We start from the raw sequence: 12,226 nt of genomic DNA, 5'->3' as shown, positions 1-12,226 counted from the left end.
TGGTGCTGGCCCCGATCGCCTGGCGGGCGTTGCCGACCGCGCTCCCCGTCGACGCCGATCAGCCGAAGATCGCGCGATTGCGTTGCGCCCATTCGGCATATGATGTCGCGGGTCGCCCGAGAACACGCTCCACATCCGAACTGACCTGCCGCTCAGTGGGTGTCGGCGTGCCGATGATGTCCAGCGTGCCGTCGGCGACGTCCTCGGGCATGAATCGCAGCATTCCGGTCCTGGCCTGCTCCCGAGTCAACTCGACGAAACGCAACGAAGTATCCAGGGCCGCCGCGATGATGTCGGCTTGCTCGCGTGGACTGATCGCGGCGGGTCCGGTCAGCTCGTAGGTCGTGCCGGAATGCCCTACTGTGCGCAGCACATTCGCCGCGACCTCGGCGATATCGACAGGATCGATCGCAGGCAACGCCACATCCGCGAACGGCGCGGCAATTACCCCATCGGCACGGATGGACTCGATCCAGGCAAAGGTGTTGGAGAAGAATCCGGTGGGTCGCAGAATTGTCCAGTCCAGGTCGGACTGCTGGATGGCCGTCTCGAACGCATGCAAGCGGGCGTGTGAGGCCAGACCGGGCCGCGTACCGGTGGCCTGGGACGACAGCAACACCAGCCTTTTGACCCCGCCCGCCGCGGCGACATCGAGGAAACGTTCCGGGTCCGGGCCGGTAACCAACTGCGGTCCGGTGAGGAGCAGGAAGAGCGCGTCGGCGTTTTCGACTGCGGGGGAGAGGCTGCCCGGGTCGGCGAGATCCGCGCGCTCATGCCGAACACCATCCGGTAGCGCGACGTCCTGGTTGCCGCGGGATACGGCGGTCACCTGCTCGCCCGCCGCGGCGAGATGCTGCACAAGGGTGCGTCCGATATTGCCGGTCGCTCCGGTCACTACGATCACGTTCACTCCTGAGTTAGTTGGCTGACTAAATGAACGTAGCCGAAGAGTCGACGGCTTGTCTATAGTTAGTTGTGTGACTAACTCAGTCGAAGGTCGGCGCACGCCGCCCAAGGCGGGCAAGCGCGAACGCCTCGCCGCCGCTGCCGCCCAGGTCTTCCATGAGCAGGGCGTCGAGAAGACGACGATCGCCGATATCGCGCGGGCCGCCGAGGTCCCGGTCGGCAATGTCTACTACTACTTCAAGACCAAGGATCAGCTGGTCGAGGCCGCGCTCGGCGCGCACGCGCAGACGCTGCGGGAACTCATTGCGGCGCTGGAGCAATACGATGACCCGCGGCAGCGGCTGCAGGCGCTGGTGCGCGGCTGGGTCGACCAGCGTGACCGCGCGGCGCAATTCGGTTGTCCCACTGGGACTTTAGCCTCGGAACTGGGCAAACGTATGGACGGGCTGGATCAGGCGGCGGCTGGTATCCGCGCATTGCTCGACTGGATCGAGCTGCAGTTCACGGCAATGGGCCGCGCCGACGCGGGGGAACTCGCCGTGGCACTGTTCGCGGCCTATCAGGGAATCTCGTTGCTCACCAACACTTTCCGTGATCCGGAACTGATGGTCACCGAGGGGCGTCGTTTGGTGCGCTGGATCGATTCGCTTGCGTCATAGCGGTTTCGATGGCCCGCCGCATCGAGGCATCGGTGCGGGTACGGTCGTCAACCATGCAAACGAGGAGATCGACGGCACCGGGGCTATTCTACAAGGCATAACAGCGTTATGAGACGAGGGGTCGTCATGGGCAACCGATATCTCGAGGGCGGATTCGCCCCGCTCCAGCAGGAATACACGCTCACCGAACTGCCGGTCGCCGGGACTATCCCGGACCATCTGAACGGCCGGTATCTCCGCAATGGCCCCAACCCGATCGGCGAGATCGATCCCGACCTCTACCATTGGTTCTCCGGCGACGGCATGGTGCACGGCATCCGGATCCGCGACGGTAAAGCCGAGTGGTATCGCAACCGCTGGGTGCGTGGCCCGGAAACCGTTGTGGCGCTGGGGGAACCGCCGATTCTCGGCTATCGGGGCCCGTCCGGGATCGGCGCGAATACGAATGTGATCGGACATGCGGGCCGCACCCTCGCACTGGTCGAGGCGGGCATCAAATGCTATGAGCTCACCGACGAACTGGACACCGTGGGAGTCTGCGACTTCGACGGCACCATTACCGGCGGCTACACCGCCCATCCCCAGCGCGACCCGGATACCGGTGAATTGCATGCGGTCTCGTACTCCTTCGGCCGCGGCAACAAGGTCCAATACTCGGTGATCGGGGTCGACGGACGGGCGCGGCGCTCGGTCGATATCGAGGTCGCGGGCGTGACGATGATGCACGATTTCTCGCTGACCGAGAAGTATGTGGTCTTCTACGATCTGCCGGTCACCTTCGACGCGCGCGCGGGCGCGGAGATGATGGTGCCGCGCGGACTGCGACTTCCGGTACGCCTCTTGCTCTCCGCCTTGATCGGGCGCATTCGGATACCGGATCCGGTGCGCGCGCAAGAAGTGACCAAGGTGTCGAGGGACCGCCGGCTCCCCTTCAGCTGGAACCCGAAGTACCAGGCGCGCATCGGTGTGATGCCCCGAGACGGCGACAATGCCGACGTGCGCTGGTTCGATATCGAGCCCTGCTACGTCTTCCATCCGATGAACGCCTACGACGACGGCAACACCATCGTCCTCGATGTGGTGCGACATCCGAAGATGTTCGACACCGAGCGCCGCGGGCCCTATGAAGGTCCGCTGCCGCACCGGGTTCCGGCGGGCTTCCACGGGAATTGGGTACCGACGACAAGTTCCTAGCCGATGCCGTCACCATGGGCCGCACATCAGCCGATGTGCGGCCCATTCGTTTGTCCGACTCGTCGGTTCGTGATGGCCGCCACCCTTGCGCTCGATGCATTGCCGATATATCGTCGATAACGTGAGAAACATACGAGAGCCCAAGGAGGCTGACATGGAAAACATCGAATACGGAGCATTCAGAGGTCGTGGCCGCTGGCACAAGCCGGCGCATGACGAGGGTGACGCGGGTCGTCGGCAGCATCGCCGCGGCGGGCGGCACGGATTCGGACCCGAGTTCGGACCGGGCTTCGGTCCTGGTTTCGGACCCGGCTTCGGTCCTGGTTTCGGACGTGGGCGCGGCCGCGGTGGCCGGGGCAGGCGCGGTGACGTGCGTGCCGCGGTGCTGTTGCTGCTCACCGAGCGCCCGATGCACGGTTATGAGCTGATCCAGCAGATCAAGGAGCGCAGCGACGATGTCTGGCGCCCGAGCCCGGGATCGATCTACCCCGCGCTCTCGCAGCTCGAGGACGAGGGGCTGCTGCTCATCGAGAAGGTCGCCGGTCGCAAGACCGCGAAGCTCACCGACGCGGGCGAGGCCTACGTCAGCGAGCATCGTGACGAACTCGGCGATCCCTGGGCGGAGGTCAAGGAAGACGTCGGCACCCAGGCGATGGATCTGCGGGCGCTCATCGGACAGCTGATGGGTGCGGCCGCTCAGGTCGCCGCGGCGGGTACACCACAGCAGGCGACACGCGCTGCCGAGGTGCTCACCGAGGCCCGCAAGGCGCTTTACCGCATTCTCGCCGAGGATGACGCCCCCGAAAAGTAAGGGCACTGTGAAACGCCGCCCGAGCGTGCGGTTTTCGCGCCGATCGGGTAGATCATTGTGATATGGAACAGCCGAGCGGGTCGTGGGGTTGGGGTAGTTCACAGTTCGGACGGGTGGTGTCCGCCGGTGTCTTGGCCGGAGCCGTGTTCTTCGGCTCCGGCGCGGCGCCGATAGCGAGCGCCGAACCGGTCGAAACCGCGCCGGTGAGCGCGGAAATCGCCGGATACCGGCCACCGGATATCCCCACCCAGCCCGGCCCCGCCCAGCCGGACCACCTGGCCGCCGCGACCTATCAGAGGACGCACAAGAACGCGGTTCCGATCGGTGCCAACAATTTCGACTGCAAGCCGACCGCGGCGCATCCCCGCCCGGTCATCCTGGCGCACGGCACCGATTCCACGGCCTATTCCGACTGGTCGGCCATCGGGCCGCAGATCACGGCGCTCGGCTTCTGCGTCTTCGCCCTCAACTACGGCGGCGCGCCGGGCAAGGACACCTACGGCACCGAGGACATCGTGATGAGCGCCTATCAGGTCGGCGCTTTCGTCGACCAGGTGCTGGCCGCGACCAACGCCACCCAGGTCGATCTCGTCGGATTCTCCCAGGGCGCCAATGTGACTCGCTACTACGTCAACAAGCTCGGCGGCGCGCCGAAGATCGGTCAGTGGATCGGCCTGGCGTCCCCGAGCTACGGCGGGGTGATGTACGGACTGGTGCCGGTGGCGCAGGCTATTCCGGGTGCACTGCAGGCCTTCTCGATGGTCACCTCGCTCGCGGCGGTGCAGCAGGTGCAGGGTTCGCCGGTGATGGTCGAGCTCAACGCGGGCGGCGACACCGTGCCGGGCCCGCACTACGTGACCATCGGCAGCCGGGTCGACGAGATGATCCAGCCGTTCAGCAATATCGCATTGCACGGTCCGAGTGTGGAGAACATCGCGCTGCAGGATGTCTGCGCGGCCGATGAGACCGGTCACTTCCACATGGTCTACGACCCGTTGGTCCAGGAACTGCTGCTGCAGGCGCTTGATCCGGCGCACGCTCCCACGCCGACGTGTCGTGCGGTGCCGCTCGGCACCGGCATTCCCGAGGTCATCATCGCCGGACATTCCTGATCGCCGGGGCTCGGGCGGCCGGGCGGAGGTTTCGACACCCCGCCCGGACCGCACTGGAGTTCTACCAGTTTTGGGCCCTTCGGTCGGGGAGATCGGTGTGAACGGTGTCGCTCACTAGAATGAATCGACCGTGTTCATCGTTTTCGGGAGCTGCCGCCGTGACCATTCAGCCCGTTCGCCTGTTCGGCGATCCTATTCTGCGTTCGCGTGCGGCGGAGGTCACCGCATTCGATCGTGAGCTGCGGCAGCTGGTCACCGACCTGACCGACACCATGCACGACGACGGTGGGGTCGGTATGGCGGCGCCGCAGATCGGGGTCGGTCTGCGGGTTTTCGTCTATGACACCGAGGACGCCAAGGGACATTTGATCAATCCGACCTACACCGTGGTGGGCGAGGAGGAGCAGGTGGGGCCCGAGGGCTGCCTGTCGATTCCCGGCTTGCGCTACGACACGCGGCGGGCGCTGCGAGTGCGGGCCTCCGGTGTCGATTTCGATGGCAAGCCGGTCGAGTTCGCGGCCGAGGGGCTGCTGGCCCGTTGCGTGCAGCACGAGACCGACCATTTGGATGGCGTGTTGTTCATCGATCGCCTGGATCCGGCGCAACGCAAGGAGGCGATGCGCACCATTCGCGAATCCGATTGGTTCAGCGCGGGTATCACCGTGCGCAGTTCGCGTGCGCTCGGGTCGAGTGAGGCTGGACTGTTCGGACGGGGTCGCTGATGCGCATCGTGTTCGCGGGTACACCCGAACCGGCGGTGCCGTCGCTGCGGCGCTTCATCGATTCGGCGCGGCACGAGGTGGTCGCGGTGCTGACGAGGCCCGATGCCATCGCCGGGCGCGGGCGCAAGGTGCAGCGTTCGCCGGTCGGGCAGCTGGCCGATGAACACGGGATTCCGGTGCTGACACCCAAGCGTCCCGCCGAGCCCGAGTTCATCGAGCAGCTCACCGCATTGGCCCCGGACTGCTGTCCGGTGGTCGCCTACGGTGCGCTGCTGCCGCAGCAGCTGCTCGACATTCCACGCTTCGGCTGGATCAACCTGCACTTCTCGCTGCTGCCCGCATGGCGCGGCGCGGCGCCGGTGCAGGCGGCGATCGACGCGGGTGACGAGATCACCGGTGCGTCCACCTTCCAGATCGAAGCGGGCCTGGACACCGGACCGATCTTCGGTGTGGTGACCGAGAAGATCGCGGTGACCGATACGGCGGGCGCTTTGCTCGACCGACTCTCCGACAGTGGCGCACTGCTGCTGGAGCGGACCGTCGATGGCGTGGAAGACGGGACACTGCATGCGGTTGCGCAGTCCCACGACGGCATCTCCTACGCACCCAAGGTGCCGGTCGAGGCCGGGCACATCCGCTGGGACCAGCCCGCGCTGGCCATCAACCGCCGTATCCGGGCGGTGACTCCGGCTCCCGGCGCGTGGACCGAGGTGAACGGCACCCGGCTCAAGCTCGGCCCCGTCGAAATGGTCGAGGAAGTACTGCCCGAACGGACGATCGAGGTTCGCAAGTCCGGCGTCTTCGTCGGCACCGCCACCACCGCGGTCCGCTTCGATCAGGTGCAGCCGCAGGGCAAACGCATGATGGCGGCCCTGGACTGGGCCCGCGGCGCCCGCCTGCAGCCCGGCGCGGTGGTCGAGTGACGACACCGGATCGGCGCAAGTCCACCGGGAAGTCCGTCGACTCCGGTTGGCTGGCGCGGGCCACGTCATCGAAAAGTGGTGCACAGCAGAAGAACTCGCACTTTGAATCCGATCGGAACCCGGCTCGGCGGACGGTGGCCCGCGAGCGTGACGACGCGCCCCGATCGTGGCGCACCGACCAGATCCGCGGCGACGCGCCACGGACCCGACCAGAGCGGCGGAACATGACCGAGCAGCGCAAGTCCGCATCACCGGGGGAAGGTTCGCCGCAACGCAAAGGACGACCGGCCGGCAAGAGCTCGCCCCGCGGCGAGTGGAAGGGCGACGCCCCACGTTCCGGTCAAGGTCCGCGCGGCGGGAGTCGCGCGGATGCCGGGCAGCGGAATACGGCCGGGCGGGGCGACACGGCGCGACGGTCGTCGGACCGGAACGACAGTCCGCGGACCAAGGGCCCGAGCGATGACCGACGTGAAAATCTTTCGGGGTCCGTGAATTCCGGGTCCGCACCGGGTGGGCATGACAATCGTGACGCCGAGAGTGACCGACGGGGGAGTCGTTCGGGCACGGCGAATTCCGGTTCGTCGGGGTGGAGCGAAGGTCGCCGTGGCAAGGATGCCCCGACGGGTGATGAGCGTCGGTCGAATCGTGCGACCACTGGGAGTTCGGCCGGCGGCCGTGGGAAATCCACCGGAGGTGGTTCGGGTCGGACTGTCGGCGGTGCGCGTGGGGATGCGCCGAAAGGTCACGGGCGGCAAAAGGGTTCGGCTGGGGCGGGGGATCCGGTGCGGCTGGTCGCACGGGATGTGTTGCGGGCGGTGCGGGAACGGGACGCTTACGCGAACCTGGTGCTGCCGGGACTGCTGCGGGAACGGCGGATCTCGGGGCGAGATGCGGCGTTGGCGACCGAGTTGACGTACGGGGCCTGCCGTTCGCTCGGGCTACTCGATGCGGTGATCGCGGCGGGAGCGGGCCGGCCGGTCGCGGAGATCGATGGGCCGCTGCTGGATGTATTGCGGCTGGGGGTGTATCAGTTGCTGCGCACGCGGATCGGGGCGCATGCGGCGGTGGATACCTCGGTGGCGTTGGCTCGCGCGGAATTCGGCGCAGGCAAGGCGGGTTTCGTGAACGCCGTGCTGCGGCGGGCCGGGGAGAAGTCGGTCGAGGACTGGGTGGCCGAGCTCGCACCGCGAGATCCCGTTGGACGGTTGGCATTCGAGTTCGCGCATCCGGTGTGGATCGCGCAGGCGTTCGCGGACGCGCTCGGTGCCAGGGCCGGAGAGCTACGCGATGTCCTGGAAGCCGACGATGCTCGCCCGATCGTGCACTTGGTCGCGCGCCCAGGCGATATCACCGCCGAGGAATTGGCTCTGGTGGCCGGCGGCGAAGAAGGCAAATGGTCCCCTTACGCGGTGTACCTCGAAGGCGGCGATCCCGGCAAGCTCGAACCGGTGCGTGAAGGTATGGCGGCCGTGCAGGATGAGGGCAGTCAGCTCGTCGCACTCGCCCTCACCCGCGCGGAACTGGACGGTCCGGACAATGGCCGCTGGCTCGATCTGTGCGCCGGACCCGGCGGCAAGGCCGTGCTACTCGGTGCCATCGCCGCGATCGACGGCCACCGCGTCGACGCGGTCGAACCGGCTGAACACCGCGCCGAACTCGTCCGCAAGGCGGTGCACGACCTGCCCGTCGACGTACACGTCGCCGATGGTCGCGACAGCGGACTCACACCCGGCTACGACCGTATCCTGGTCGACGCCCCCTGCACCGGTCTCGGCGCGCTGCGTCGCCGTCCGGAGGCCCGCTGGCGGCGCACCCCAGCCGACGTCGCCGAACTGGTCGTCCTGCAACGCGAACTGCTTGCCGCCGCGTGGGATCTCCTGCGGCCGGGCGGCGTGGTCGTCTACTCGACCTGCTCGCCGCACCTCCCGGAGACCGTCGCCGTGGTCGCCGACGCGGCCCGCCGCACCGGCGCCATCCAACTCGACACTCGCGACCTGCTCCCCGGCGTCACCGATATCGGCGATGGCCCCAGCGCCCAACTCTGGCCGCACCGCCACGGCACCGACGCCATGTTCCTCGCGGCCCTTCGCAAACCGGTCGAGTAGTCGATACGGCCGGAAGTTCGACCGGAGGACGCGTAAAACTCAATCGCGCGCCGACTGCTCGCGCAGGCGGGCAAGGGTTTTCGCGAGGATGCGGGAGACGTGCATCTGCGAGATGCCCATGCGCTGGGCGATCTGGGTTTGGGTCATCGATTCGAAGAAGCGCATGGTGAGGATGCGGCGTTCGCGTTCCGGAAGTCCGGCCAGCAGCGGACGGATCGCGACGTATTCCTCCACCCGGTCGAATTGGGATTCCTCCTCGCCGAGGGTGTCCAGCAGCGATGCCTCGGTATCGCGACCGAGGGATGCGGCATCGATCGAACTGGGCTGGTAGGCGTTGCCCGCGATGACGGCTTGGGTCACCTCGTCGGGATCCACATCGAGTTCGGCGGCGATTTCCTTCGCGGTCGGGGAGCGGCCCAGCGATTGCGAGAGCGAGTCGATGGCGGCGCCGATCCGCAGGTGGGTTTCCTTGACCCGCCGCGGCACTCGCATCGCCCAGGTGTTGTCGCGGAAATAGCGACGCACCTCGCCCATGATCGTCGGCACCGCGAACGACAGGAAGTTCGAGCCGCGGGAAATATCGAATCGGTCGACCGCGTGCACCAATCCGACCCGCGCCACCTGGGTGAGGTCGTCGAACGGCTCGCCGCGCCCGCTGAATTTGCGGGCGATGTGATCGGCGAGCGGAATGCATCGGCCGATCAGCTCGGCGCGCAATGCGGTATGCCGCGCCGTGCCCGGTTTGCTGGCGGAAAGCTGCTCGAACAGCGCACCGACATCGTCGTAGCCCGCGCCGGATGCCTTGAGGGTTTCGACTTCCTCGGCGGCTTCTTCGGTCAGCACGGGTTCGACGTCATCTTCCTTTTCGGCGTCGGACACGGTGTTCTCGTCCGCCACTACGCTTTCCCCCGGACCCGACGGAACTGCACCGTCGTCGGATATCCGGAAACGGCCGAGTCGTACGGGTCTTGTGTCGCCTGCACCGCATCGGTGAGGGTGCGCAGCACATGCCAGCCGAAGCTGCGTTGATCGGGCAACCCCTCCGTCGCGGCGACCCCGGTGACGCGAACGAGCAATTCGGTGTCACCGACGGTGAACCGGCAGTGCAGGCTGGTCTCCGGCGCCGCGACCGCGATCAGCGTCGAGCACACCTCGTCGACGGCTAGCCGGATATCGGCCACCTCGTCCAGGGTGAAATCGCTGAGCAGCACCAGCGTTTCGGCGAGCCCGCGCACGATCGGCAGCTGCGTCACCGACGCTGCCACCCGAATCTCCACCGGGGTGCTGTAGAGCCCCTGTTCCGCCGAAATGTTGATCATCCTATGCAGGCTACCCACTCCCGGCCGGAGCAACCCTAGGTACCGTTAGACTCCGCGCTGTGTTCTCCTCGACGTTCAGGCGCCCGACCACGCCGATGATCGCCCCATCCATCCTGTCCGCCGACTTCGCGCACCTCGCCGATGAGGCAAAGGCGGTGCATGGCGCCGACTGGTTGCACGTCGATGTGATGGACGCGCACTTCGTGCCGAATCTCACTCTTGGGCTCCCGGTGGTCGAAAGCCTGTTGAAGGCCACCGACATTCCGCTCGACTGCCACCTGATGATCGATGACCCGGGCCGCTGGGCTCCGCCGTACGCGGAGGCGGGTGCGCACAACGTCACCTTCCACGCCGAAGCGACCGATGACCCGATCGCGGTGGCGCGCGATATCCGCGCAGCCGGCGCCAAGGCGGGGTTGTCGGTGAAGCCGAATACGCCGATCGAGCCGTATCTGGAGATCCTGCGCGATTTCGACACGCTGTTGGTGATGAGTGTGGAGCCCGGTTTCGGCGGGCAGTCTTTCATGCCGGAGGTGCTGGAGAAGGCGCGTATCGTGCGGCGCCTGGTGGACGCGGGTGAGCTGCGTTTGATCGTGGAGATCGACGGCGGTATCAACGCCGACACGATCGAGGCGGCCGCGGAGGCGGGTATCGATTGTTTCGTCGCCGGATCCGCGGTCTACAACACGGCCGATCCGGCGGGGACCGTGGAAACATTGCGGCAGCGTGCCGCGGCACTGCGCGCGGTTTGAGTCGGCCGAAATCTTTTACCGGACAGGCACTTTCCGGCTGCCGAGGGCTCGCGTCACCTCGATCACCGCACTGAGCGGTGGCAGTGTCGTTGCGTTCTCCGGCGGCTGGATCCAGGTGCGATAGCCGGTGCGCTCGTCATCGGGTGAGGGCAGCACGACCTGGCTGCCGGTGCAGGCGACGGTTGCGTAGAGCCGGAACAATTCGGCGGAGACGGCCGCGCTGAGCGTATCGGCGCGAGCCGGGCCGGTGATGAAGGTCCAGCGTCTGGCGCGTGGGTGGTGGACCACCGGTGCCGCGATCTGCGCCTGGGTGAGCTGACGTTGCACCAGTTCGCCGAGATCGGCCGGCATTGTGATGGCGCCGTAATGGGTGCCTATATGGAGCAGGATGCGGCGCGACGTCGGGTCGATTGATGCGGGCATATGAAATTCGCGCCGGTATTGCACGCAGCGAACCTCCAGCGTCGAATCGAGAAGAGTGGTCACGCAACACCCCCAATGGTGTCGAGCTTGTTTTGACCCACGATGCTGTTTCCGGCTTCCTCGAGTGGTGGATTTCCTGGTCGAACTCGCCGAGGCCGCGTCGGGGGCCCGGGTCGAACCGTTCCGCACTGAACTGCTCGGGTCTAAGTTGAACGAAAGGAATCAGCTACATAACAATCTTGCGACCATTTTCTTGCCCGCGCAAGGTTTCGGTGTAAGCGTGTTCGCAGTGGGTACAACGTCCTGTTCGAGACTATGCGCCACGGATGAAATCCGGGCCGCGTAGCTCCATAAATAGGAATGAACAATTTACGTCGGCGCGTAAACGGCGATATTTCCGCATGAGTGTATGGAATTTCGCTTCCAAAAATAGTTGTCGCCCACTCAGTGCTGCCCCGAAGCGCCCTGCGGTCTGCTTCCCGCCCGAGTTGCCGAGCCACGGTTTCGACCGGCCGCTGAATGGAACCACGGTGTCGTCTACGACTCGGCGTCGTTAGGCTGGGGAGGGATCGGTGTTCCGACGGGAATAGTCGCCGGATCCCGGCTGTTCGGCAACCGTAGAAACGACGCGACAGGGAGTCAAGGCATGTTCACAGGCATTGTCGAGGAGCTCGGCGAGATCGTCGCCACCGAAGAGTTGGCCGACGCCGCTCGGCTGACGATCCGCGGCAAGCTGGTGACTTCTGATGCCGGACACGGTGATTCGATCGCCGTCAATGGCGTCTGCCTGACCGTCGTCGACGTGCTCGACGGCGATTCGTTCACCGTCGACGTGATGCAGGAGACGCTGAACCGCTCCAGCATCGGCGGGCTCGGCACGGGCTCGCGGGTCAACCTCGAGCGCGCGGCGGCGCTGAACAGCAGGCTCGGCGGCCACCTGGTGCAGGGACATGTCGACGGCACCGGCACTGTGCTCGCCCGCACGCCCTCAGAGAACTGGGAGATCGTGCGGATCTCGCTGCCCGACGCGATCGCCCGCTATGTAGTGGAGAAGGGTTCGATCACCGTCGACGGCATCTCGCTCACCGTCTCGGGCCTCGGCATCGCGGACGCGCTCGTCGCCGATGGCAACCGGGACTGGTTCGAGGTCTCCCTCATCCCGACCACCCTGTCCATGACCAACCTCGGCACGGCCACCGTGGGCACCACGGTGAATCTGGAAGTCGACGTCATCGCCAAATACGTCGAGCGCCTCCAACAACGGGGCTGACCCGGCCGGGCGGCGGCAGCCGACATCTGA

12 protein-coding genes and 1 pseudogene are annotated in these 12,226 nt (G+C 66.3%); 9 read left to right on the top strand and 4 right to left on the bottom strand.

Annotated features, from left to right (window positions below; translation table 11 throughout):
• Positions 1-58 precede the first annotated feature (58 nt).
• A complete protein-coding gene (locus tag OG874_RS19395) occupies positions 59-904 on the bottom strand; it encodes an NAD(P)H-binding protein (protein WP_330256534.1) in 846 nt (281 codons plus the stop codon).
• 73 nt (positions 905-977) lie between these two features.
• On the opposite strand from OG874_RS19395, the gene OG874_RS19390 reads away from it, so the two are divergent.
• The 7 genes and pseudogenes from OG874_RS19390 to OG874_RS19360 all read left to right on the top strand — a co-directional run bounded on the left by OG874_RS19390 (position 978) and on the right by OG874_RS19360 (position 8,432).
• Positions 978-1,565 carry a TetR/AcrR family transcriptional regulator gene (locus tag OG874_RS19390; protein ID WP_330256533.1) on the top strand — a complete coding sequence of 196 codons (588 nt, stop codon included), beginning with the start codon at positions 978-980 and terminating at the stop codon, positions 1,563-1,565.
• A 126-nt stretch (positions 1,566-1,691) separates the two neighbouring features.
• A pseudogene (locus OG874_RS19385) lies at positions 1,692-2,699 on the top strand (carotenoid oxygenase family protein); the annotation flags it as partial.
• Between the two features lie 214 nt (positions 2,700-2,913).
• Positions 2,914-3,570 (top strand): PadR family transcriptional regulator, encoded by a 657-nt coding sequence (locus OG874_RS19380; protein WP_330256532.1) that lies wholly within the window; start codon positions 2,914-2,916, stop codon positions 3,568-3,570.
• Between the two features lie 62 nt (positions 3,571-3,632).
• A complete protein-coding gene (locus tag OG874_RS19375) occupies positions 3,633-4,682 on the top strand; it encodes an esterase/lipase family protein (RefSeq protein WP_330256531.1) in 1,050 nt (349 codons plus the stop codon).
• Positions 4,683-4,840: 158 nt separating this feature from the next.
• Complete coding sequence (gene def, locus OG874_RS19370; protein ID WP_330256530.1) at positions 4,841-5,404, top strand: peptide deformylase; 564 nt, start codon at positions 4,841-4,843, stop codon at positions 5,402-5,404.
• Positions 5,404-6,327 carry a methionyl-tRNA formyltransferase gene (gene fmt / locus OG874_RS19365; RefSeq protein WP_330256529.1) on the top strand — a complete coding sequence of 308 codons (924 nt, stop codon included), beginning with the start codon at positions 5,404-5,406 and terminating at the stop codon, positions 6,325-6,327. The genes def and fmt overlap by 1 nt, the downstream gene beginning before the upstream one ends.
• Before the next feature lie 782 nt (positions 6,328-7,109).
• Complete coding sequence (locus tag OG874_RS19360) at positions 7,110-8,432, top strand: RsmB/NOP family class I SAM-dependent RNA methyltransferase (protein WP_330256528.1); 1,323 nt, start codon at positions 7,110-7,112, stop codon at positions 8,430-8,432.
• A 39-nt stretch (positions 8,433-8,471) separates the two neighbouring features.
• On the opposite strand, the gene OG874_RS19355 is transcribed toward OG874_RS19360, so the two are convergent.
• Together OG874_RS19355 and OG874_RS19350 are read right to left on the bottom strand one after the other, a co-directional pair.
• A complete protein-coding gene (locus tag OG874_RS19355) occupies positions 8,472-9,329 on the bottom strand; it encodes an RNA polymerase sigma factor SigF (protein WP_442943361.1) in 858 nt (285 codons plus the stop codon).
• The gene (locus OG874_RS19350) at positions 9,329-9,751 is read right to left on the bottom strand and encodes an ATP-binding protein (RefSeq protein ID WP_330256527.1); all 423 of its coding nucleotides are present in this window, start codon (positions 9,749-9,751) and stop codon (positions 9,329-9,331) included. The genes OG874_RS19355 and OG874_RS19350 overlap by 1 nt, the downstream gene beginning before the upstream one ends.
• 95 nt (positions 9,752-9,846) lie before the next feature.
• Here OG874_RS19350 and rpe point away from each other — a divergent pair, with 95 nt between their 5' ends.
• On the top strand, positions 9,847-10,503 hold the full coding sequence (gene rpe / locus OG874_RS19345; RefSeq protein ID WP_330257337.1) for a ribulose-phosphate 3-epimerase: 657 nt from the start codon (positions 9,847-9,849) through the stop codon (positions 10,501-10,503).
• A gap of 15 nt (positions 10,504-10,518) precedes the next feature.
• On the opposite strand, the gene OG874_RS19340 is transcribed toward rpe, so the two are convergent.
• Positions 10,519-10,989, bottom strand: a complete 471-nt coding sequence (locus OG874_RS19340; RefSeq protein ID WP_330256526.1) for a hypothetical protein — start codon at positions 10,987-10,989, stop codon at positions 10,519-10,521.
• 583 nt (positions 10,990-11,572) lie between these two features.
• Between OG874_RS19340 and OG874_RS19335 the strand changes: the two genes are divergently transcribed.
• Positions 11,573-12,196 (top strand): riboflavin synthase, encoded by a 624-nt coding sequence (locus OG874_RS19335; protein WP_330256525.1) that lies wholly within the window; start codon positions 11,573-11,575, stop codon positions 12,194-12,196.
• The last annotated feature ends 30 nt before the right edge of the window (positions 12,197-12,226 follow it).

The organism is Nocardia sp. NBC_00565, from assembly GCF_036345915.1.
In the GTDB taxonomy this organism is placed as follows: Bacteria; Actinomycetota; Actinomycetes; order Mycobacteriales; family Mycobacteriaceae; genus Nocardia.
Note: the sequence above shows the minus strand (reverse complement) of the source record. Positions and strands in the feature narration are given on the sequence as shown.